Below are 22,204 nucleotides of genomic sequence, written 5' to 3' on the forward strand. Positions count from 1 at the left end.
CTGTCGTCCGCATAGTTGTTGCGCACCGTGCTGTGACTCATGACCAGGGTGTCCTGGTTGTAGATGCCGCCTCCTACCTCACTCACCCCGCCGCCGGGCGTACCGGCCTGATTCGTGTGCACGGTGCTGCCCAGCAAGGTCAGGTTGTTTTCGTTGAAGATGCCGCCGCCGTTGGTGCCTGCGCTGTTGTTGCTGATCGTGCTGTTGACCAGCGTGGCTGAGGCGGTGCTGCCAATCCACAGGCCGCCGCCGCGGTCGCTGGCGGCGTTGTTGTTGTTCAGATTCAAGTTGACGGCTTCGAGTGTGCCCCCAAGCAGCGCGATGCCGCCGGCCAAGGTGGCAGCCGTGTTGTTGTTGATCGTGCTTTCTCTCAAGGTCAACGCGCCGCTTTCGTTCGCAATGCCGCCGCCGGCATTGCCGGTGCTTACATTGCTGGAGACTGTGACATTGTGCAGCGTCAGCGTGCCCGCGCTGCGGATGCCGGCGCCTAATGACGTGGTGCGACCGTTGCGCAGCGTGACATCGGAGATAGTGACGGTGTTGCCGCTCAACACCTGGATAACCCGATCCAGGGTGGTTGCGCCGTTGGCGTCAATGGTGGTGTTGCTGCCAACGATGGTCACATCGTCAGTGATGTCCAGGTCGCCGTTCACCGCAGTGTCATCCGCACCCACACGAGTCAGCGTGTAAGTGACATTGGCTTGCAGGGTGATCGTGTCTACGCCCGCGCCCGCCGCGCACGCGTCCACCGCCTGATTCAGGTTGGCCGCACGGATGGCCTCGCGCAAGGCGCAGTCGCCATCGGCGTTCAGTTCGTCGGTCAATGTGTTGACCAGGATGTTGGCGCCATCAGGCGCCGCGGCCGGCGTCGCCCACGCAGCGCTAGACCACAACAGGCTGACCAACAAGAGCAGATGCAGCACAACTAGCCGAGCCTTCATGAGCTAATCCCCCATTCTTCTGTAGCCGACAGCGGGTGGCCTTTCTCGATTCACTTGAGGTACAAGTGTAGCACAAAAAGTGCGCATATGGCAAGTAAAATATCGCATGGTTGCATGGCCTTGTCAGCGGCGCCTGTCCACACCTGCCCGTATCGCATCGGACAAAATCCCGCATTTCAGGTATAATCTGCGGCGCACGATGAATAACCGTCAGGCGAGGGTGAGGGAATGGCCGGAGAACGTATTTTGATCGTTGAGGACGAGCGCGCCGTCGCGCGCGGCCTGACCTATGCGCTGCAAGCCGAGGGTTTTCAAGTCACCTGGGCCGAAAACGGCCAACGGGCGCTCGACCTGACTGCGCAGACCGATCCGCACCTGATCGTGCTCGATATTCGCTTGCCCGACATCAACGGCTTCGATGTCTGCCGCCGTTTACGCAGCCAGGGCCGGCGCCAACCGATCTTGATGCTGACGGCGCGCGACGAGGAACTGGACAAAGTGCTGGGTCTGGAGCTGGGTGCGGATGATTACGTCGTCAAGCCCTACAAGCTGCATGAGCTGATCGCGCGCATCCGCGCGCTGCTGCGCCGCGCCTATGGCGAACTGGCCGCCGCCGTGGCTGGCGCGCGCCTGCGCTTTGGCGATATCGAATTGGACCTGGAACGCCTGCTGGTCACGCGCCGCGGCCAGGCGGTGGATTTGACGCCGATCGAGTTCCGCCTCCTGCGCTACCTGGTCAGCAATGCCGAACGCCCGGTGACCCGCGACGCGCTGATCGAAGCGGTGTGGGGCTACGAAGGCGACCTGGGCAGCGATCGCACGATTGATGTCCACATGCGCCATCTGCGCGCCAAGTTGGAGGATGACCCCGCGCGTCCCCGCTGGCTGCTGACTGTGCGCGGCATGGGTTACAAGTGGGCGCGTGAGCCAGGCAAGCCGTGAGCCTGACGATGAATGGCCGACAGAAGGCCAGGATTTCACCTATCCCGAGGGCGCAACCGTGAATGAAAACAGCCATTCCGCGGCAATCCGTGTTCATCCGCGGCCTGTTGTCAGGTTAGTTATCCATGCGCCGGGGCGCACAACCGTGGATGAAAACAGGCAATCCGTGGCGATCCGTGTTCATCCGCGGCCTGTTGTCAGGTTAGCGCCATGAACCCACAACGGATCGTGTCATTGGCGCCGAGTACGACCGAGATTCTGTACGCGTTGGGCGCAGGCGAGCGCGTGGTCGGCGTCACCCGCTACTGTGACTGGCCGCCGGAGGCGCGCCAGAAAGCCCTCGCTGTGGGCGGGTGGCTCGATGTCAAGGACGCCCGCCTGGCCGACCTGGCGCCTGATTTGATCGTGGCCGCAACCTCGCTGCCGGATCGCGTCAGCGCTCGCCTGGAAGCCGGTGGGCTGCCGGTGCTCAGTGTGGACCCCAAAACGATGGATGACGTTCTGGAGACGATTGACCTCATCGGTCAGGCGGTGGGCGCGGCGGTCATGGCGCGGGTGCTTGTAGATGATATTCGCCGACGCATGGCAGCCATTGCGGCGGCTTCGGCCCGCCGGCGGCGACGCCCGCGTGTCTACCTGGAGGATTGGCACAAGCCGCCCACGGCCGCCGGTTATTGGGCGCCGGAGCTGGTGGCCTGGGCAGGCGGCGAGAGCGGGCTGGCGCGGCGAAGACAACCCAGCGCGGAGGTGACGGATGCCCAGGTGCTGGCGTACGATCCCGAAGTGATCGTGCTGGCATGGAGCGGTTTTGGCATGAGCGCACAGGCGCAGCAAGTCGCGGCGCGCCCGGGCTGGGCGCAGGTGACGGCGGTGCGCAATGGGCAGATGCATGTGATAGATGATCGTCTGCTCAGTCGCCCTGGCCCACGCCTGCTGCTCGGATTACGCCAGTTGGCCGCTGTTCTGGCTGCGGTGGAGTAGCGCCTTGAATCTGCCGTTGACCGCCGCACATAAGGCCTGGTATCCCCAGGCGGTCGAGACGCTCGCAACCTGGGTTCTACAGCCGGAGCAAGCGCCCGCGGCCGCGGCTGCCTGGCCCGCCGCGGCCTGGGAAACCTTCGGCATTGCCGCCTACCTGCACGGCGTTCTGCCGCTTCTTTGGGCTATGCCGTGGCGCGCGCAGCTGCCGCTTGCGGTGCAGGATACGGTGGAGGCCGGCTATCGCGCCAACGCGCAGCGCAATGAGCGCCTGCTGGCTGACTTGAGCCGGGTGCTGACAACCCTGGCTGCAGCCGGCATCCCCGCCATGCCGCTCAAAGGCAGCCTGCTGCTCGAAGGCAACGTCTACGACGACGCAGCCCTGCGCTCACTGCACGACCTGGATTTGCTGGTGCTCCCGGAACACCTGGCCGCGGCAACGCAAGTCTTGCAGGCGATCGGTTATCGGATCGAGAATCGCACGTGGCGCCATGTCGTGCTGCATCCGCCCGGCGCTGCGACCATCGTTTCCTGGGCGCAGGATCACCCGGACAACCCGCGCTATCTCGACCTGCACAGCCATGTACGTGAAGAGTTTCGCGGCGCCAGCTACGATCTGACGCCGCTGCTGTGGCAGCACGCCCGGCCGCGCCCCTTCCTGGGCGTCACGGCTTGGGCGCCTGCAACCCCTGTGCTCCTGCACCACCTCGCCGTCCATGCCTCGATTTCACTGCTCGAGCGCGTGCTGCGCCTCGTCCACCTGGTTGACCTGGCGATGTTGACGCAAGGCCGGCCGACCGACGCCCTCGCGGACGCATTGATGCCCCTCAGCGCAGATGGCGCGCGCTTCCTTTACCCCGCTCTCGGCCTCTTGGCGCACTACCAGCCGCACGGTTCGCTGGCGCCGCTCACCGCACACCTGGCCGGCCAGGTGCATGCACCGTTAAGCGCCTGGCTGCACGCCAGCCGCCTCTCCAACCGCACCTTTGGCATGGAGCCGACGACTCGCCCCGGCGAGATGCTGCGCGTTTGGCCGCGCAATCGCCGCGAGCAGCTCCTGGCCGTGCAGCGCACCATCTTCCACTCGCGCAGTGAGCTGGCCGCGCTCTACCCGCGGCTGAGCGCCTCGCCCTTCTTCTGGCTGGCGCAGATTCGTTTCTGGGGCCGCCTGGTTGCCTCGTGGACTGGTCGCAGTTGGCGCAGCGTGCGGATGCGGGGAGGCGCGCATGACGCTTAGTCTGCGCCGCGCGGCCGCGCTCGTCCTGGGGTTGACGCTGACGGTGAACGCCTTGAACTATCTGCGCGACGCCGCGCTGGCCGCGCGCTTCGGCGCCAGCCCAACCAGCGACGCCCTCTTCAGCGCGCTCCTGCTGCCGGCCATCTTGCAGCAGATGCTCGTGGCTGGCACCTTAGCGCCGGCCGTGGTGCCCGTGTACCTGGAGGTGCGGCGCACGAGCCAGGCCCGCGCCTGGCGCCTGATCTGGCAGGCGCTGCTCGGCGTCGCCGGCGGGCTGATTCCGCTGGCGGCGCTGGCCGTTTGGCAGGCCCCCGCGCTGGTCAACGTGCTTTTCCCCGGCTTCGACGCCGCCACGCAGGCTATGACCGTGCAGGCGCTGCGGTTCTTTCTGCCAGGCGCAGTCTGCCTGATCCTGGCCGGCCTCACCGGCGCGCTGCTCAACGCGCACGAGCACTTTGTCGTGCCTGCGCTCACGCCTGGCCTGGGGAGCGCGGCGGCGTTGGCGTTGCTGGCGTTGCAGCCCGCGGCCGCCGTTCCCGCCGTGGCGTTGGTCGTCGCCCTGGCGATGGGCGTGCAGTTCCTGGTACACGTGCCCGCGTTGCTGGTCACCGCGCGGCCAGGCCGCGACCCGTTGCCCAGCGATGCGCCGGTCGGGCGGCCCAGTCGTGCGCCCTGGCAGCGCGTGCTCAGCCTCAGCCTGCCGCTCTTCGCCTACGTCAGCCTGTCGCAGATCACAACGCTGGTGGAGCGCGTCTTTGCCTCGCACTTGGGCGCGGGCGCCGTGGCGCGCTTGACGCTGGCGCAGAAACTTTCGTCGTTGCCGCTCTTTCTGGTGGCCGGCTCCCTGGCCGTGGTCATTTTCCCCAGGCTGGCTGCCCTGCAGGTAGACGGTGCGGCTTTCCGCGCGGCGCTGGCTGCGGGGCTGCGTTCTGCGCTGCCGCTGCTGCTCATCAGCACGGTCTGGCTCATCAGCGGCAGTCAGCTCCTGGTGGCGCTGCTCTATCAACACGGCCGCTTTTCCGCGCAGGACAGCGCGCTGACCGCCGGGCTGCTGCAGGGCTATGCGTTGGGGTTGGCGCCGGCCGGCCTGGGCGCTATTCTGCTCAAAGCCCTGCACGCACGCCAGGATGTACGTTCCCCGCTGGCCGTGGCCGCCGTCAGCCTGGTCTGTTACCTGGCCCTGGCGGCCCTGTGCAGCCGCGCGTGGGGCGCCGTGGGATTGGCGCTGGCGCTTTCGACCACCGCCGTCATCTCCACCTGCCTGCTGGCCCTGGTCCTGGTGCAGCGGCATCAAGCCCTGGCCTGGCGGCGCCTGTTGACCGATCTGCGGGCGCTTTTGCCCGCGACGTTGGCGGCTTTGGCCGTCGGCTGGCTGGCGGAAGCCTGGCTGCGGACTTCGGCGAGCTCAGTCGAGCCGCCGACGCCGGGCGCGGCGCTGCCCGCGCTCCTCTTGCGCCTGCTCGTCCTGGCCCTGGCTGGCGGCAGCGTCTTTTTTCTCTTGGCCCGCCGCGCCGGCTTTGTGCAGGGCGACTTGCGCGCCTGGTTCGGGCGACTGCGGGGCCGCGGGCCGGCGCCGGGTTCGCAGTCGAAGGTCTAAGCCCATGCACGTCATTTTCGATATGACTTTTCCCGCGCGCAACCGCAGCGGCATCGGCGTTTACGGCCGGGAGCTGCTGGCGGCGCTGCGCCGCGGCGCACCGGCGGGCTGGGCGATCGAGGCTTTTTGCGCGCCCGGCTTTGCGTACAAGCCGGATGCGCTGCGCAAGGTGGCCGACGGCGCAGCCTTTGTGCTCGGCATCGAAGCCGCGCTGCCGCTGCATGTTTGGCGGCGACGGCCTGACCTGCTGCACGCGCCGGCCTTCATTGCGCCGCTTCTGCCCCTCGGCTGCCGGTTGGTGCTCAGTTGTCATGACACCATCCTGGAGGACGGCTGGCAGGGGTTCCATCCGGCCTGGCGCCTTTTTCACCGCCTGTCCATGCAGCGCGGGCTGCGCCGCGCCGCGGCCGTGCTGACGCCATCGCAGCAGACCGCGCGCGATCTGGCGCGGGTCTACGGCGTAGACGCCGCCCGGCTGCACGTCATTCCCCACGGACTCAACCCGGTCTTTCGGCCCGCGGCGCCGGCGTCGGTGCAGACTGTGCTGGCGCGCCTGGGCGTACGGCCGCCATTCGTGCTGTGCGTCAGCGCGCAGGTCGAGCGCAAGAACCTGGTGCGTCTGCTGGAGGCGTTCGACCGCGTACACCGCGTGCGCGTGCAGCCTGACCTGGCGCTGGCGCTGGTCGGTCCGCCTGGCAACGCCAGCCTGCGCGTGCAGCAAACCATCACCCGGCTCGATCTGCAGACTGCGGTTCACTGCCTGCCGGCGGTCACAGACAGCGACCTGGCCGCGCTCTACAGCGGCGCAGCGCTCTTCGTCTTTCCCTCGCTCGCCGAGGGCTTTGGCCTGCCGATCGTGGAAGCGCAGGCGTGCGGCGCGACCGTGGTTACCAGCAACTGCGGCGCGATGGCCGAGGTGGCCGGCGGCGCGGCCATCCTCGTGGATCCGACGCGGGTGGATGCGCTGGCCGATGCCATGCAGCAGGCGCTGACCGATCACGCCGCCCGCGCGCGCCTGCAGGCGCAGGGCTTGGCGCATGCGGCTGCGTTCACCTGGGCGCGCACGGCGCAGGCGACCCTGGATGTCTATGAGCAGGTCGCACACACCCAAAAGAAAGCATAACGAACCATGACCATTGCCATCCGAGACCTGACGACGTTCGACGAATTTCAGCAGGTGCGCCAGATTCAACAGCGCTGTTGGGGCTTCACCCACGGCGAAGGGCTGTATGCGCCCCTGCTCATCTCGGCTGCGCGCAACGGCGGCATGGTGCTCGGCGCGTTCGATGGCGCGCAGATGATCGGCTTCCTCTTCGGCTTCCTGGGCATGAACCCCGATCGGCGCCTCAAGCTCTGCTCGCAAACCATGGGCGTGCTGCCGGACTATCGCAACCGCGGCGTCGCCGCGCAGCTCAAATGGGCGCAGCGCGTGCGGATGCTGGCCGTGGGCATTGATTTGATCACCTGGACGTTCGACCCGCTGGAAGCGCCCAATGCGCGCCTGAATCTGCACACCCTGGGCGCCACGGTTTTCGCCTACGACCGCAACCTCTTTGGTGAAGACTTTGGCGAGCTGGGGCGCGGCTTGCCCAGCGACCGCTTTCAGGCCAGTTGGTGGATCAGCAGTCCCCGCGTCAACCGCCTGGCGGCCGGCGAGGCTGCGCCGCCCGAGCAACTGGCCGGCCCCCAAGCCAATCCGTGCGCCGGCGACGGCCTGGCGCGGCGCATCGTCCACACCGACCTGGCGCTCTCGTCGCCCGTGGTGCACGTCGAGATCCCAGCGGACATCCAGGCCCTCAAACGGGCCGATCTGGCCCTGGCGCGGGATTGGCGCCAGCAAACGCGTCTTGTGTTCGAAGCCTATCTCGGCCGCGGCTATGTCGTGACCGATCTGCTGCGCCTCCCTGCGCCCGGTGGTCGGCAAGCGATCTATCGCCTGCAAAGAGATGACGGGCCATACGGCGAACGCGTTTTGGGCTTTGCTGGTTATGGACTATAATTCAGGCGAGTGGCCCACATAGGTCCATGCCTGTGATGTGTACACCGGGAAAGCAATTGAGGTAATGCATGGTTACTGGCTGGCGCAGCCGGACGCATTTCGTTTGTTGGCAAGATCAGAAGGAACCCTCCGCCCATGTCATCGCGTAATGGCCGTCGTTCGCAATTGAAGTGGCTTGTCCCCGGAATGTACGTCAAGCGATGGTTGTTGTTGCTCATGTTCGGGACCATCGTCCTGAGCTTGGGCCTGGCGATGCTGCTGCGGGGCGCGTCGAACAACGAGTTACTTTCGCCGATCATCTACTATGGTCTGCTGCAATTTGTGGATCGGCCGTGGCGCGCGTTGGCTTTTTCTGGCGTCGGGATTGGCCTGATTGGCCTGGCTCTTTTTCGCCTGAGCCAGGCTTTGGTGGAACCATTCCTGCGGCCGGGGCAAAACAGCGTGGTTGACATCGTGTACGAACATCGCCGGCGACGCGGCGGGCCGAAGGTCGTTGCCATTGGCGGCGGTACCGGCCTTTCCACGCTGCTGCGCGGCCTCAAAAGCTACACCGACAACATCACCGCGATTGTCACCGTGGCCGATGACGGCGGCTCCTCCGGTCGTCTGCGCCAGGAATTAGGCCTGCCGCCCCCAGGTGATTTTCGGGCGTGCATTGCCGCGCTCTCCGAAGCCGAAACCTTGACCACCAGCCTGTTTGAGTATCGGTTCAGCGAAGGCATGGGGCTGAATGGCCATTCCTTCGGCAACCTGTTCATCGCCGCCATGACCAACATCACCGGCAGCTTCGAGAGCGGCCTGGCCGAGGCCAGCCGCGTGTTGGCGGTGCGCGGGCAGGTTGTACCCTCTACGCTGCAAGATGTGACGCTGTGCGCAGATTTGCGCGAAGAAACGGCCGACGGCCTCTCGGGCTGGCGCCGCGTCGAAGGTGAATCGGCCATTCCTGCGCTAGGCCAGCGCATCGAACGCGTTTTTCTGCAGCCCGAAGATGCCCGCGCCTTTCCGGCCGCAGTCAAAGCGATTCTCGACGCTGACCTGATCGTGGCCGGGCCTGGCAGTCTCTTCACCAGCGTACTCCCCAACCTGTTGGTGGATGGCATCGCGCGTGCGGTCAAGGCCGCGCGTGCGCCGCGCGTCTACATTTGCAACGTGGCGACGCAGCCGGGCGAGACCGCAGGCTTCGGCGTGCTGGAGCATATCGAGTCGCTCAGCCGCCACGTGGGCGCCGGTCTTTTTTCCTATGTGCTGGCAAACAACAACACCCGCGTGCCGGTGCCTGCGCATGCGGCCCATTTCGAATGGGTCAGCCCACCCACGGATGATTTGCCTGGCATCTCCGTTTACCTGGCTGATCTCGTGGACCGGCGGCGGCCCTGGCGGCATGATAGCGAGCTGTTGGCTAGCGCCGTGATGCAGCTCTACGCGCAGGTGACAAGCGCGCAAATTCGCTCTGAAAAAGCTGCCCTAAATCATAATGTTTCCACGCCGACTGTAGTACGATCTCACTGAAATGGCAGATAGCCAGGACAAGATTCAATCACTAAGTCATGCGTCCGGCGGAATCAAGCACGCGCCGGGCAGCGAAAGAGGATGGAATATGGACAAGAAGACGATTCGTGATATTGACGTCAATGGCAAACGCGCACTCGTGCGCGTTGATTTCAACGTGCCCATCAAGAATGGCGTTGTCAACGACGACACCCGCATGCGCGCCGCGCTGCCAACCCTCAACTATCTGCTCGATCATGGGGCTTCCTTGGTGCTCATGTCGCACCTGGGACGGCCCAAGGGCGGCCCGGATCCCAAGTACACGATGCAGCCGCTGGTTGCTCCCTTGAGCGAACTGCTGGGCCGCCCGGTCCAGTTTGCCGGGGATTGCGTTGGCCCCGTGGCCGAGGCTGCCGCGGCCGCGCTGGCGCCAGGCGAGGTGCTGCTGCTCGAAAACACCCGCTTCCACCCCAGCGAAGAGAAGAACGATCTCGAGCTTGCGCAGCAGATGGCGAAGTTGGGCGACATCTTTGTCAACGATGCGTTCGGCTCGGCCCATCGCGCCCATTCGTCCACCGAAGGCGTCGCGCGCTATCTGCCCGCGGTGGCCGGTTTCTTGATGGAAAAGGAGCTCGCATTCCTGGGCAAAGCCCTGGACAAGCCGCAGCGCCCCTTCGTTGCCATCCTGGGCGGCGCCAAAATTTCGGACAAGATTGGCGTCATCGAGGCGCTGTTGGCCAAGGTGGACTCGCTGCTGATCGGCGGCGGCATGGCCAACACCTTCCTCAAAGCACAGGGTTATGACCTGGCCGATTCGTTGGTCGAAGAGAGCAGCCTCGACATGGCCCGCGCTCTGATGGACCGCGCCGGCGCCAGGCTCCTCTTGCCCGTGGATGTGGTGATCGCCGATAAGTTCGACGCCGAAGCGGCCAGCCAGGTCATGCCCATGGCCGACATCCCGGCCGGTTGGCGTGTGCTCGATATTGGCCCGGCCACGGTGGCGCACTTCAAGGAGGCGCTGCAGCCAGCCAAAACCGTCGTTTGGAATGGCCCGATGGGGGTCTTCGAGTTCCCGCGCTTTGCGGCTGGCACGTTTGCCATCGCCGAGGTGCTGGCTGGCCTGCACGCCACCACCATCATTGGCGGCGGCGATTCAGCAGCCGCGGTTGAACAGGCAGGCCTGGCTGACAAGATGACCCACATCTCGACCGGCGGCGGCGCCAGCCTGGAATTTCTTGAGGGCAAGAAACTGCCCGGCGTCGAAGCGCTGCTGGATAACTAGCCCACGCTTCGCCAGCCACGTGGCAGGATTTATTTCGTCGAGGTAAAGATCATGCGTAAACCCATTATCGCGGGCAACTGGAAGATGAACAAGACAGTGGCCGAGGCGCTCACCCTGGTGGTCAACCTGCGGTCCGCACTCGATGCTATTCCGGCCGTCACCAGCGTCGTCTGCCCGCCTTTCACCGCGTTGGCCCCTGTCAAACAGGCGCTCAACGGCTCACACGTCGGCTTGGGCGCTCAGAATCTATTCTGGGAGGAGAAGGGCGCGTTCACCGGCGAGGTGGCGCCCAACATGGTGGCCGAGCTGTGCCAGTACGTCATTCTGGGACACTCGGAACGCCGCCAATACTTTGGCGAAACCGATGCCAGCGTCAACCGCAAGGTCAAAGCGGCCCTGGCGCATGGGTTGATTCCCATCATCTGCGTGGGCGAGAACCTGGAGCAGTATGAGGCCGGCGCAACCGATTCCGTCGTGCGCCAGCAGGTCAACGGCGCGTTGGTCGGGCTGACGGCCGAGCAGGTGGCCGGGCTGGTCATCGCGTATGAGCCAATCTGGGCCATTGGCACGGGCAAGGCCGCGACGGGCGCGGCCGCCAATCAGATCATCAGCCTCAGTGTTCGCGGCCCCGTCGCCGACCTGTACGGAGAGGCGGTGGCGCAGGCGGTGCGCGTGCAGTACGGCGGCAGCACCAACGCCAAGAACATGGCCGAATACATGCAGCAGCCTGACATTGACGGCGCGCTCGTCGGCGGGGCCAGTCTCAAGGCTGAAGATTTCATTGAGATGGTTCGTATCACCGCCAACGTACGCGGCTAATCCTCACCACAGAAAAGCCGGGCTCTCACAGGAGAACCCGGCTTTTTTTCTTCTACGCGCCAGTTTGCAAGCGCGCCTGATTCTGACTACAATAGCGCGCACAATCAGTGCTCGGTGCGGGGTGACGGTTGAACGACTGGATTCCACTTTTCTGGACAATTGGCTCGCTGGCGGCCTTGTGGATCGTGGCGCGTTGGATCAGCGCCCACATTCAAGCCCTGGGCTGGCTGATCGCCGGCCACGCGGATGGCGCCGTGGTGGCATTGTGGGTCATCCTTTTTCCCGGCATCCTCGTGCATGAGTTGAGCCACTGGCTCGTGGCGAAAATGCTCGGCCTCAAGGTCAAGCTGCCCAACCTCTATCCCAAACGTCATGGCAAACACATTCGCCTCGGATCAGTGACCGTGGCGTCGGGCGGCCATTTGCTCGACAGTTTCGTGGGCATGGCGCCGTTCCTGCTGGGCAGCCTCAGCGTGCTTGTGCTTGGCGCCAGCGTCTTCGATGTGACCGGCCTGGTGCGCGGCGTCACACAAGCTGGCCTGGCGGGCGCGCTGCAAGGTCTGCTGGGCGTGCTGAAGGTCTCCGACGCCTGGTTGTGGCTCTATCTGACGTTCGCCATCAGCAACGCCATGTTCCCCAGTCCCAGCGATACCGAGCCAGTGCGCCCCGTGCTCATGTTCAGCGGTCTGTTGATCTGTCTCGCGCTGATTGTCGGCTGGACGCCCCAGCTTGGGCCAGATCTCGTGGCCGCCATCAACCGAATCCTGCTGGTGCTGGCCGAGGCGTTTACGTTCGTCCTGGTGGTGGACGTCGGCTGTGGGGCGCTGATCATCCTGTTGGAGTTCGTCCTGGGCGCGTTGCGCGGCCAGCGCGTGGTCTTCGAGTCGTCAGGGGACTCAAGCCGGCGCAAAGGACGCTAGGCTGACAAATCCCATGGTTCTGCCTCTTCGCTGAATAACTTCGGCGCTCCGAGCCGGCTCACGGTTCCGGCTTGAGGATGCCCACCCGACGCATGCGGGCAAACACGGACGTATCATGCGGCGCTTTGCGCAGCGAGCGGGTGAGGTCGAGACCGGCGTAGTGCAGATTCTTGTGCATGCCGCCGCGCCACAGGGCTGAGTGGGTCACATCGTAGACGATCCCAGCATACGCAATGTACGCTGGACGCCCTTGCTGTCCATCGAAGCGGCGCAGTTCCGTCTCCGTGTAATGCGGCTCGGCGCCCAACGCCGGAATGGTGAGCAGGTCAGTCGTGTGGGTCATGGAGAGCTGTGCATCAGACTGATTCCAACTGCATCTGCAGAGCCGGTAGATGTTCCCGATCATGCTCAGCAATGCCCGCCAGGAGGCCGCCCACGGTGACGACCCGTTCGCCAACCTGGTACGCCGCCTGCAGTTGTTCCTCGCTGAGAAAAGTCACATTCCAGGTGGTCTCTTCGCGCTGCAACGCCAGGCCGCGCAGCACTTCCGGCCAGCTCCAATCGCGCAGCCGCCGGTAGTTGCGCTCATTCCAGGCTTCCAACTCGGCGTCGCTGCGAATCCATTCCACTAGGCGGCCATCGCCCCACAGCACTTTCTGCGCGACCGTCAACAGGCGATCTTCCCAGGCTGTGATGTGCGCCACCACATCTTTGATGGACCAGCGGCCGACTGAGTACGGCTTGAGGATGACTTCTTCGGGCAGCGCCCGCAGGACGGTCAGCAGCGCATTGCGGGCATCCGCCATATCGGTTTGGAGTTCTTGTTTGTTCATCGCCGGTTCAGGATAGATCGAGCAATTGAATGGGGCTGGCGCCGGGCCGCGGCTCTCCGCCGCGCATTTTTTGGCGCTGCTGATAGGCTTCCCATTCGGCCAGGCGTTTGAGGTTGGCCAGGCTTTGCGCGGCGGCCTGCGCGCTGCGCTTCTGGACGAAGAAGCGATCAGCCAGCGCGCCAAGCGGCCTCCGCAGACGATAGTCCTCGATGAGCTGCACGCTGGTCGTGTTCTCAACCGGAAAGAGCAGAAAGGAAACCTGGCTGCGCCCATCCAACTGACGCCAGGTGAACTTGGCTGGCGCACTGAACTCAATCACCTCGGCCTGCGCGACGCCCAGGTCGGTCTGAATGGTCAAGGCCGCGCCAACCCCCAACGCAGCATCGGTGGATTGGGAAACCTGCGTGTGCAGTTCGAGTCCATACCATTCACCCAGACGCGCGGGTTTGAGCAGGTCAAACACCAGGGCGATGGGCGCCGTGATTTCGATCGCTTTGGTTATCTGGCCCATGGGCTATCCGACCCGCTTGACCATCTTCTCAGGCATGGGCAGAATCACCCAGGCCGGTCGCATTGAGTCGGCTGGCTGCGGATCGGTCGCGTTGCGCGCTGCGGCCAGCAGCAGGCGGATTTTCTGCTCTGTGGCCGGCAAGATCAGGCTCGGCGAATCAATCTCATGGTAGGTGCTGAGCGCCCGCGGGGTCGTGGTATGAATCCGAAAAAAGACCGGCGTGTTAGGCGATGCGTTAGGGATGCGCAAGGTAAAATGATCGGACAGCGCCGTGGTGGCGGCCAAGACTTCGCCCTCCCAGGCCACGACTTCTACGCTGCATTCCTCGACGGGTTTTCCCTGTCTGTCAATGAAGTAACCTTCAATCTCCGGCACGATCGTGCTCCTTCCGCGATGTCGTTGACATCAGCTTGGGTCTGACTAGACCTGAGGGGTTGGCCGCTCCAAGATGCGCGCGGCCGTTTCGCACAAGAGCGCCACCCCCACCGGCAACGCCCGCTCGTCGAAGTCAAAACCAGCGTGGTGGTGTGGATAGGGATGGGGGCCAGCGCCAACTAGGGCAAAGCAGCCTGGCACCCGCTGCAAGAATTCGCTCATGTCCTCGGCAATCATCAACGGCTTGATCTGCTCAATGTGTGCTGGACTGGTCAGCGTCTGCGCAGCCTGTCGCATCACCGCGGCTGCGGCGGCGTCATTGACCGTGGCCGGCGCGGAACAGCCGACCTGCTGCAACGTGAAGGCGGCGCCGTAGGCCTGGCAAATGCCTTGCGCCAGCGCCTCCATCCTCTGCCATACCTGGCGTCGAACCGCGGCGTCGAAAGTGCGGATCGTGCCGGTCATGACGACCTCAGCGGCCAGCACATTGAAGGCCTGGCCGCCGTGCACCGTGCCCACGGTCAGCACCGCGGTCTCGGTCGGATCCACCTGCCGGCTGACGATGGTTTGCAGGGCAGAGACTACCTGGGCAGCAATCACGATGGCGTCAATTCCTTCGTGCGGCATGGCGCCATGGCCGCCGCGACCCGTGATCGTGAGGCGAAACTCATCGGCTGCGGCCAACAAGGGACCAGCTTGAATGACCAGGTCTCCAAATGCAAACTGATTCCAGAGGTGCAGACCGAAGGCATAGTCTGGCGCGGGCTGTTGCAGCACCCCATCGCGCACCATCGCCATGGCGCCGCCCAGGCCTTCTTCGGCCGGTTGAAACACAAGCTTGATCCGGCCGCGCCAGCGCTGACGTTGGCGGCTGAGCAGCGTCGCCACGCCTAGACCGATCGCAGTGTGGCCGTCATGCCCGCAGGCATGCATCACGCCAGCGTGCTGCGAGCGGTAGGGCGCGTCGTTGATCTCGTGGATGGGTAAGGCGTCCATGTCGAAGCGCAGCATCACCGTCGGTCCGTCGCCGACGCCATCTATGATGCCCACCACGCCCGTGCCGCCCACGCCCTGCTGCACTTCGATGCCCAGGTCGTGCAGATGCTCGGCCACCACACGGCTGGTGCGCGTTTCGTGGAATCCAAGCTCCGGGCGCTGATGAAAATCACGGCGCCAGGCTACCAACTGCTCAGCCATCGCTGCGGCTTGCGTTTGGAAATCAGCCATCCAATCCTCTTCACGTCCTGGGACAGATTCATCGGGCCGGGGGCATGGTTCTTGTCACGGTTCATTGTAGCATGGCGCAGGCGCAAGGCCAAAATCCATGCAAAGAAGCCGAAGACAGATCCCTGCCTTCGGCCTCTTTCATTTTGTGCCGCGACGCCCACTTAGCCTGGCGGCGTAATGCCCTTTTCCTGCAATTTGCGGTTGATCACTTCTTTGAACTGCGCCACCGTCACGGCGCCCAGCACCCGCTCGCCGTTGATGAACATAGTCGGCGTCGAGTTGATCTGCTTGGCTGTACCCTCGGCCGCATCAGCATCCACCTGCGCCTTGCCCTGCTTCTGATCCAAACAGGTATCGAACGTGGCTGTATCGAGCCCAGCGTCGGCCGCGAACTTCTTCAACTGAGCGTTGCTCAGCTCGCTGCCCTGTTGATTCTTGAACAGGAGGTCATGGTATTCCCAGAACTTGTCCTGGCCGGCCGCGCACTCTGCTGCGATGTGCGCACCGTACGAAGAAGGGCGCAGCGGAAAGTGCTTGAACTCGATGCGCAGCAGCCCCTTGTCCACGTAATCCTTGACCAACTCGGGCGCGCGATCGAGCGCGAAGTCACGGCAGTGACTGCAGTAGAAGTCGGAGAAGTCCTGCAGCACCACCGGCGCGTCCACCGCGCCCAGGGTAGCGCCCTTGCCCGAACGGGCAACCCCGCCGCCGCTGCGCGCGGCGTTGCTGATCAGCACCACGGCAATCAGGCCCACGACGGCGACGCCTGCGATGATCAAGAGCAGATTGCGGCGCTGTTCCATCTGCTGCCGTTTGCGCGCGGTTTCGCGTGCGGTCTGCTTGGACACCCGTTCACGCTGTCCTTCCAGTTTCTGTGGGGGCGGGGGCATTCCAGGTTTCTTTGCCACGTGTCTTTTCCTCCAGGTATCGTTTTCTACCGGTTGTTGTTTCGATCTGTTCTGACTGCTCCGGGGGCTCGGGCTACCGTGCATCAACCCGATGCGCGCAGCCTGCCGCTGATGGTCTCTTCCAGCCGTCGCATGATTCTCGCCCGCAGCCTGGCGGCATCGGCATCGGTCAGTGAGTGATCGGCCGCCTGATAGATCACGCGGTAGGCCAGGCTCTTCTGCCCGTCGCCGATCTGATCCCCCCGGTAAACGTCGAACAGGCGCAAAGCGGTCAGCAGCTCACCGCCCGCTTCCGTGATGGCCTCTGCCACCTGCGCGGCGCGCACGCCTTCATCCACGATCACGGCCAGGTCTTCTTTGATCGCGGGATAAGCCGAGATGGACTGCATCGGTATGTCCGATTGATAGGCTGCGACCAGCGGCTCCAGGGCCAGTTCGGCGACAGCCACCCGCCCCTGCATGGGCAGATCGAACGCCCGGCGCACGGCTGGGTGCAGTTCGCCCAGGATGCCGATGTCCTTCCCCGCGACCAGCACCCGGGCCACACGCCGCGTGAACGCGGGGTGTGTGGTCGCTGCGAACTGCACTTGCGCCTGGGGCACGCCCATACGCGCCAGCAAGGTTTCTACGACGCCCTTGAGATCGTAGAAATCGAGCTCTTCGGTCGTTGATCCCTGCCACCAGGCCGGCGCGCGTGGCCCAGCCATCACCAGGCTGACATGGCGCGCCTCCTGCGGCAGCAGCTCGCCTGCCAGGGGCCAGTAGACGCGGCCGATTTCGAAGGCTGCCCAACGCTCGGTGTAGCGCAGGTTGGCGGCCGTAACCTGCAGCGCGTTGGGCAGCAGGCTGCTGCGCAGCAGGCTGCGTTCCACGCTCAGCGGATTCGCCAACTGCACGCTGTCGGCAGGCCGCAGCAGCGCGGGCAGTTGGTAGCCGGCCATCGCCTGCGCGTTGGTCCAGCCCTCGCCGCTGCTGGCCGCCAGCAGGCGCGCGTTGTCGCTCTCGCTAATCAGCGGATAGTTGATCGTGTCCTGCAGACCGCAGCCGGCCAACAGGGTGCGGATTGCCTCTTCGCTTTCGATGGGCCAGTTATGCCGCTGTTCCGGCAGCGCCGAAGCCAGCAGTGTGGCTGGAATTTTATCATAGCCAATCCCACGCGCCACTTCTTCCACCAGATCGGCCGGGATTTCCAGGTCAAGCCGGTGCCAGGGCACGCTCACGAGCAACGCCCCCTCACCCGAATCATGGTCTACCCGACACTCCATCGCTTCCAGCGTGCGCCGCAGATCAGCCGGCGCTACCCGAATGCCCAGCAGTCGTTCCACTTCGGCGTTGGTCAGTTCGATGGTAACGTCACGCTGCCGCACGGCGTACGCATCTTGCACACCGGCGACGACCTCGCCGCCGGCCAGTTCAGCCATCAACTGCGCGGCGCGGCGATTAGCCAGCGGCGCCAGCGTGGCCGGAATGCCGCGCCCGAAGCGGGTGGATGCCTCGCTGAACAGCTTCAACGCCTGCGCGGTGCGCCGATTGTTGATGTTGTTGAAGCAGGCCGATTCCAGCAGCACATTCACCGTCCGCTCGTTGACCTCGGTCTCCTGGCCGCCCATCACACCGGCGACAGCAATCGCGCCCGCAGTATCGGCAATCAGCAGCATGTCGGTCGTCAGCGCCCGCTCCACATCGTCAAGCGTGGTCATGCGCTCGCCTGGCCGCGCGCGCCGCACGATGATTGTGGGCTGCGCTTGCCCGGTGCGCTGCGCACGCGCCGCCAGCGCGTCATAATCGAACGCATGCAGCGGCTGGCCCCATTCCAACATGACATAATTGGTAATGTCCACCACGTTGTTGATCGGCCGCTGACCGGCCAGGCGCAGGCGTTCCTGCAGCCAGCGCGGCGACGGCCCAATCGCAACATTGCGGATCAAGATTGCCGTATAGCGTGGGCACAGGTCAGGAGCCTCAATCACAATCTGGCAAAATGGCTCTGCGACCGGCGCAGGATCGGGCATTTCGGATGGCGCGACCCGGCCCGCAATCTCCTGCAGCAGCGGCTGCTGGCGCTTGAGGGTCAGCGCTTCCAGCGCGGCCACTTCACGCGCGACGCCGAGCATGGAGAGGCAGCGGCCCAGGTTGGGCGTCAGCTCGATCTCCAGCACCGTGTCGCCCATGTAGTCCACCAGCGGCATGCCCACCGGCGCATCGGGCGGCAGGATCAGAATCCCCTCGTGACTGTCGCTCAACCCCAGCTCTTTTTCAGAGCAGACCATGCCCTCTGAGCGGACGCCGCGAATCTTGCTGGGCTTGAGGCGCATGAACTTCTTCTCCTCGCTGTGCCCATCAATCAACCGCGCGCCGCTGATCGCGAAAGGCGCCTTCAGACCGAGGTTGGCCTGGCCTTTGTACGGGTACAGGTTGGGCGCGCCAGTGACGACCGTCATGGGCGCGTCGCCGCCATAGACGACGGTCGCCAACACGAGGCGGTCAGCATCCGGGTGCGGATCAATGCGCACAATCTCGCCCACGAACAACTTGTCGCGCTCCCAGTCCGCGCCAATGCGCTCCGTAGCGGCCACCTCGATCCCCGCCAGGGTCAGGCGCTGCCCTAACTCTTCCACCGTCAAATTGATGTCTACGTAATCACGTAACCAGCTTAATGGTATCTTCATCGTGTTGTCTCCGTGTCGTAGAGATTAGAGATCGGAGATTAGAGATCAGGTGAGTGGAAGGCGGATGCTCTCTGGTCTCTGGTCTCTGCTCTCCGGTCTCTTTCCTCAGAACTGCTCCAAAAAGCGTACGTCATTCGAGAAGAAGTAACGAATGTCGTCAATGCGGTGTTTGAGCATGGTGATGCGCTCTGGCCCCATGCCGAAAGCGAAACCGCTGTAGACCTCCGGGTCGTAGCCGCCGTTGCGCAGGACCACCGGGTGCACCATGCCCGCGCCGCTGATCTCCAGCCAGCCGCTGTACTTGCATAACCGGCAGCCCTGGCCGCCGCACAGGATGCAGTCCATATCCACTTCTACCCCCGGCTCCACGAAAGGGAAGTACGAGCAGCGGAAACGCAGATGCCGGCCCGCGCCGTAGAGTTGATTGGCGAATTCCTGCAGCGTGCCTTTCAAGTCCGCCATCGTGATTCCTTTGCCGACGGCCAGCCCTTCCACCTGGTGGAACATGAACTCGCTGCGCGCGGTGACCTGCTCATAGCGGAAGCACTTGCCCGGCAGGATGACGCGCAGTGGCGCGGGCGCGTGGTCGCGCATGGCGCGAATCTGTCCCGGCGACGTGTGCGTGCGCAGCAGCACGCGCGGGTCTTTGGTGTAGAAGGTATCCTGCATGTCGCGCGCCGGGTGATCGGGCGGGATGTTGAGCAGTTGGAAGTTGACCTCGTCCAGCTCCACATCGGGCGCGTCGTAAACCTGGAAGCCCATTTGGCCGAAGATGGCGTAGATGCGGCGCAGCACCGCATTGCTGGGATGGATGCGCCCCAGGGACGGCGGTCGCCCGGGCAGGGTGACATCCACGGCCTCGGCCGCAAGCGCGCGCGCGATCTCAGCCTGCTGCATCGTCTCCTGCCGCGTCGTGAACGCAGCTTCCAGGCGATCCTTGACGCGATTGGCCTCCGCACCGGCCGCCGGCCGCTCGTCGCGCGGCAGCTGACCCAACCCGCGCAGCGCGTGGGTCAGCGTGCCTTTGCGCCCCAAGACCGCCACGCGCCACTCTTCGAGGCTGGCCGCATCGAGCGCGGCCGCCAGCGTGGCCAGCGCCTCCTGTTCAAGGGCTTTGAGTTGATCGAGCATATTCAATCCTCTCCTTTTCCTGGCAACAAAAAGACCGCACGTGTCAGGGACGACGTGCGGTCAGGCACATTTCGTGGTACCACCCTGGTTGAGGATCAGCCGCGCTGATCGCTCCGCTCAGGCCGGCAAACGGGGTTTACCGGCGGCCCGTGTAACGGTGGGCATCCGGGGCGAACTACGCGCCGGTCATATGACCGGTTTCCCTCGCCCGGCTCAGGAGCGAACTTCCGTGGAGGCGCACCCGGTTGAGCTTCCAGCCTGTGGCTCAACCTCTCTGAGGGTCGCGGTTCCGCGTACTCTTCTCCATCACAGCCATTGTTGGTGACGATTCGATTGTGGCGTGATTATCGCCGAAAGGGCAGGGTTTGTCAAGATGTGCGGCCTACAAACTGGCGACAAAGATCGCCGATCTATTGCCGATCCTGTGGCGAGGTGGTAGAATACGTGCCAGATAACCTGGGACGTTCGTCCACCCAGCATCCGGACACGTCTATCAACGCCACACCAAGGACGCATAACCGATGGAAATCACCTTGAACACGGGACAAACAGCCTATAACATGAACGACGTACGCGCAGCGCTGCGCGCTGCCCTGAGCCGCGAGGCCACTTTAGCGAACGCCAGGCGCAACGCTTACGAACGCACCTGCCAGGAGTTCGAGACGCGATTTGGCGTGTTATCCGACCAGTTCCTGAGGGAATTTGAGGATGGCAAGTTAGGCGACGATTTGGAATACTTCGACTGGTATGCAGCCAAACGCGGGTTCGATCTTTGGGATCGCCGCACGCGGATCCTCACCGAGGTCACGGTGTGAACGCTCGCGAGTACTATCTGCATATCCAGGCAGTGATTCACGCAGCGCCCCACGTGCTTCGTTCGGAAGTACGTTTCGACGAGATTGACGTCACGGAATGCTACATCCGAGGAACGCTCCACCTTCTGGGGGACTTGGAGCTTCATATCGCCGAGTACGTCCAGACCGAGCCAGGGGTTCAGCGACTCAAGTATCGTTACCATCTTCAGACTGCAGCCGACAAAACACTGATCGTCCGCTGGGATAATGTTGCACATCACCCACAAATCGCCACGTATCCCCATCATCGCCATGATAACAGCGGTGGAGTCCATCCATCACCGCCGATGGATATCGCACAGCTATTGGATGCTGTTCTGGCGTTCATCGCCTCAGATGACGAGGTGGAATGATATAGCCATCGGTTATGTCGGGCGAGGCGACGCTATCGGAGGCTGATCGTGCCTGAACCCATCATCACCATTTCCTTGCTGTTGAGCGCCGCGGCCGGCGGTGTGGCGGAAGCCCTCGTCGGCCGCGCCACTGACAAAACGCCCAACCTGGTCTCGCGCGCGCATGCGCTGCTCAACCAGACGCAGGCCAACGATTTCCGGGCCGAACAAAGAAATAGCGCCCCCAAATGCGTCCAGGGCGCACAACTCTGTAACCTGCCCGGTTTCCGTGCGGAACAAAAAAATGACGCACCCATATCGGTGCGTCATCTAGCGTGGGGGAATTTTGGTCTTGAGCTTGGCTTAGTCGCCCGACTCGTACTTGAACGACACCTTCAGTTTGACGCGATAGGTAGCGACCTTACCCTGATCCAGGTGCATGTCCAACTGTACGACTTCGGCGATGCGCAGTTCGCGCAGGCTCTTCGAGGCCGTCTCGACCGCGTTGGCCGCAGCCTTCTCCCACGACTCAGTGCTGGTGCCAATGAGTTCGATGACCTTGTACACACTCTCAGCCATAATGCTCTCCTTTGAGGGACTGAATAGACACGGGTAAACTTGCAACCTCTATGCGCGTCCGGCTTTGATATGCGCCTGGCAACAGGTTGCATCCTCATTATACGTCATCTTGCGCGCTTTTCCAATTGCTGCGCACCGGGCCATGTCGCTCACATCCGTGATGGATTGCCCTTGCCATCACCCGCGGCCAGTGCTTTGACGAAAGCCGCCACTTCGGGTAGCGCCTCCGCGCTCAAGGCGACGTCCAGCAGGGCCGTCAGGTGCGCGCTGGGTAAGTCGCGAATGGCCCCAGCCAGGTCAACAGGTACGGTATCGAAGCGTCGGCTCAACACGTGCAATACCATCTGCGCCTGACCCTGTTGCATCCCTTGTTGCGTCCCTTGCTGGATGCCTTGCTGGATGCCTTGCTCCAGGCCTTTCTGCATTCCAATTCGCTCAACACTGGTGATGTATGGCATCTGCTGCGCCTCCTCGATTTCAGCTACTTCACGCCAAAAGATCTGATCCAGACCTTCCGGTAACTGGATCACCCAATCTATGAACCGAAATAGATTGATGATATCTTGTCTCTCATAGCCCCGC

23 protein-coding genes are annotated in these 22,204 nt (G+C 63.8%); 12 read left to right on the forward strand and 11 right to left on the reverse strand.

Features of this window, described 5'->3' with window-relative positions:
• Nucleotides 1-941: right-handed parallel beta-helix repeat-containing protein (locus tag ACPQ6D_RS22000; protein ID WP_423226501.1), on the reverse strand; the 941-nt coding region annotated here is incomplete at its 3' end.
• Nucleotides 942-1,169: 228 nt separating this feature from the next.
• Here ACPQ6D_RS22000 and ACPQ6D_RS22005 point away from each other — a divergent pair.
• From ACPQ6D_RS22005 to ACPQ6D_RS22050, 10 genes are all read left to right on the forward strand, one after another.
• Nucleotides 1,170-1,883, forward strand: coding sequence for a response regulator transcription factor (locus tag ACPQ6D_RS22005; RefSeq protein ID WP_423226502.1), 714 nt, complete (start codon nucleotides 1,170-1,172; stop codon nucleotides 1,881-1,883).
• Between the two features lie 210 nt (nucleotides 1,884-2,093).
• Nucleotides 2,094-2,864 carry a helical backbone metal receptor gene (locus ACPQ6D_RS22010; RefSeq protein WP_423226503.1) on the forward strand — a complete coding sequence of 257 codons (771 nt, stop codon included), beginning with the start codon at nucleotides 2,094-2,096 and terminating at the stop codon, nucleotides 2,862-2,864.
• Nucleotides 2,865-2,868: 4 nt separating this feature from the next.
• On the forward strand, nucleotides 2,869-4,098 hold the full coding sequence (locus ACPQ6D_RS22015; protein ID WP_423226504.1) for a nucleotidyltransferase domain-containing protein: 1,230 nt from the start codon (nucleotides 2,869-2,871) through the stop codon (nucleotides 4,096-4,098).
• Nucleotides 4,088-5,695 carry a lipid II flippase MurJ gene (locus ACPQ6D_RS22020; protein ID WP_423226505.1) on the forward strand — a complete coding sequence of 536 codons (1,608 nt, stop codon included), beginning with the start codon at nucleotides 4,088-4,090 and terminating at the stop codon, nucleotides 5,693-5,695. The genes ACPQ6D_RS22015 and ACPQ6D_RS22020 overlap by 11 nt, the downstream gene beginning before the upstream one ends.
• A gap of 4 nt (nucleotides 5,696-5,699) precedes the next feature.
• Nucleotides 5,700-6,818 carry a glycosyltransferase family 4 protein gene (locus ACPQ6D_RS22025; protein ID WP_423226506.1) on the forward strand — a complete coding sequence of 373 codons (1,119 nt, stop codon included), beginning with the start codon at nucleotides 5,700-5,702 and terminating at the stop codon, nucleotides 6,816-6,818.
• Nucleotides 6,819-6,824: 6 nt separating this feature from the next.
• Nucleotides 6,825-7,694, forward strand: coding sequence for a GNAT family N-acetyltransferase (locus tag ACPQ6D_RS22030; RefSeq protein ID WP_423226507.1), 870 nt, complete (start codon nucleotides 6,825-6,827; stop codon nucleotides 7,692-7,694).
• A gap of 135 nt (nucleotides 7,695-7,829) precedes the next feature.
• Nucleotides 7,830-9,203 carry a gluconeogenesis factor YvcK family protein gene (locus ACPQ6D_RS22035; protein WP_423226508.1) on the forward strand — a complete coding sequence of 458 codons (1,374 nt, stop codon included), beginning with the start codon at nucleotides 7,830-7,832 and terminating at the stop codon, nucleotides 9,201-9,203.
• Nucleotides 9,204-9,291: 88 nt separating this feature from the next.
• Nucleotides 9,292-10,464, forward strand: coding sequence for a phosphoglycerate kinase (locus tag ACPQ6D_RS22040; protein WP_423226509.1), 1,173 nt, complete (start codon nucleotides 9,292-9,294; stop codon nucleotides 10,462-10,464).
• Between the two features lie 51 nt (nucleotides 10,465-10,515).
• A complete protein-coding gene (gene tpiA / locus ACPQ6D_RS22045) occupies nucleotides 10,516-11,283 on the forward strand; it encodes a triose-phosphate isomerase (protein ID WP_423226510.1) in 768 nt (255 codons plus the stop codon).
• 128 nt (nucleotides 11,284-11,411) lie between these two features.
• Nucleotides 11,412-12,203 carry a hypothetical protein gene (locus ACPQ6D_RS22050; RefSeq protein WP_423226511.1) on the forward strand — a complete coding sequence of 264 codons (792 nt, stop codon included), beginning with the start codon at nucleotides 11,412-11,414 and terminating at the stop codon, nucleotides 12,201-12,203.
• Between the two features lie 58 nt (nucleotides 12,204-12,261).
• Here the strand turns inward: ACPQ6D_RS22050 and ACPQ6D_RS22055 are convergent, their stop codons facing one another.
• From ACPQ6D_RS22055 to pheS, 8 genes are all read right to left on the reverse strand, one after another.
• A complete protein-coding gene (locus ACPQ6D_RS22055; protein WP_423226512.1) occupies nucleotides 12,262-12,546 on the reverse strand; it encodes a cytochrome b5 domain-containing protein in 285 nt (94 codons plus the stop codon).
• 13 nt (nucleotides 12,547-12,559) lie between these two features.
• On the reverse strand, nucleotides 12,560-13,036 hold the full coding sequence (locus ACPQ6D_RS22060; protein WP_423226513.1) for a DinB family protein: 477 nt from the start codon (nucleotides 13,034-13,036) through the stop codon (nucleotides 12,560-12,562).
• Between the two features lie 7 nt (nucleotides 13,037-13,043).
• Complete coding sequence (locus tag ACPQ6D_RS22065; protein ID WP_423226514.1) at nucleotides 13,044-13,547, reverse strand: SRPBCC family protein; 504 nt, start codon at nucleotides 13,545-13,547, stop codon at nucleotides 13,044-13,046.
• A 3-nt stretch (nucleotides 13,548-13,550) separates the two neighbouring features.
• Nucleotides 13,551-13,922 (reverse strand): hypothetical protein, encoded by a 372-nt coding sequence (locus ACPQ6D_RS22070; RefSeq protein WP_423226515.1) that lies wholly within the window; start codon nucleotides 13,920-13,922, stop codon nucleotides 13,551-13,553.
• Nucleotides 13,923-13,967: 45 nt separating this feature from the next.
• Entirely contained in the window at nucleotides 13,968-15,149 is a 1,182-nt protein-coding gene (locus tag ACPQ6D_RS22075) for a M20 metallopeptidase family protein (RefSeq protein WP_423226516.1), read from the reverse strand.
• A 161-nt stretch (nucleotides 15,150-15,310) separates the two neighbouring features.
• Nucleotides 15,311-16,057 carry a DsbA family protein gene (locus tag ACPQ6D_RS22080; RefSeq protein WP_423226517.1) on the reverse strand — a complete coding sequence of 249 codons (747 nt, stop codon included), beginning with the start codon at nucleotides 16,055-16,057 and terminating at the stop codon, nucleotides 15,311-15,313.
• An 83-nt stretch (nucleotides 16,058-16,140) separates the two neighbouring features.
• Nucleotides 16,141-18,726 (reverse strand): phenylalanine--tRNA ligase subunit beta, encoded by a 2,586-nt coding sequence (gene pheT, locus ACPQ6D_RS22085; protein WP_423226518.1) that lies wholly within the window; start codon nucleotides 18,724-18,726, stop codon nucleotides 16,141-16,143.
• A 105-nt stretch (nucleotides 18,727-18,831) separates the two neighbouring features.
• On the reverse strand, nucleotides 18,832-19,863 hold the full coding sequence (gene pheS, locus ACPQ6D_RS22090) for a phenylalanine--tRNA ligase subunit alpha (protein WP_423226519.1): 1,032 nt from the start codon (nucleotides 19,861-19,863) through the stop codon (nucleotides 18,832-18,834).
• Nucleotides 19,864-20,378: 515 nt separating this feature from the next.
• On the opposite strand from pheS, the gene ACPQ6D_RS22095 reads away from it, so the two are divergent.
• Complete coding sequence (locus ACPQ6D_RS22095) at nucleotides 20,379-20,672, forward strand: hypothetical protein (protein WP_423226520.1); 294 nt, start codon at nucleotides 20,379-20,381, stop codon at nucleotides 20,670-20,672.
• Nucleotides 20,669-21,064, forward strand: a complete 396-nt coding sequence (locus ACPQ6D_RS22100; RefSeq protein ID WP_423226521.1) for a toxin-antitoxin system TumE family protein — start codon at nucleotides 20,669-20,671, stop codon at nucleotides 21,062-21,064. Before ACPQ6D_RS22095 ends, ACPQ6D_RS22100 begins: the two co-directional genes overlap by 4 nt.
• 342 nt (nucleotides 21,065-21,406) lie before the next feature.
• Here the strand turns inward: ACPQ6D_RS22100 and ACPQ6D_RS22105 are convergent, their stop codons facing one another.
• Both ACPQ6D_RS22105 and ACPQ6D_RS22110 read right to left on the reverse strand, forming a co-directional pair.
• Nucleotides 21,407-21,622 carry a dodecin family protein gene (locus ACPQ6D_RS22105; protein ID WP_423226522.1) on the reverse strand — a complete coding sequence of 72 codons (216 nt, stop codon included), beginning with the start codon at nucleotides 21,620-21,622 and terminating at the stop codon, nucleotides 21,407-21,409.
• A 149-nt stretch (nucleotides 21,623-21,771) separates the two neighbouring features.
• On the reverse strand, nucleotides 21,772-22,204 hold a 433-nt coding region (locus tag ACPQ6D_RS22110; RefSeq protein ID WP_423226523.1), incomplete at its 5' end, for a DUF4351 domain-containing protein.

This window comes from Candidatus Amarolinea aalborgensis (assembly GCF_900491745.1).
Taxonomy (GTDB): Bacteria; Chloroflexota; Anaerolineae; order SSC4; family Amarolineaceae; genus Amarolinea; species Amarolinea aalborgensis.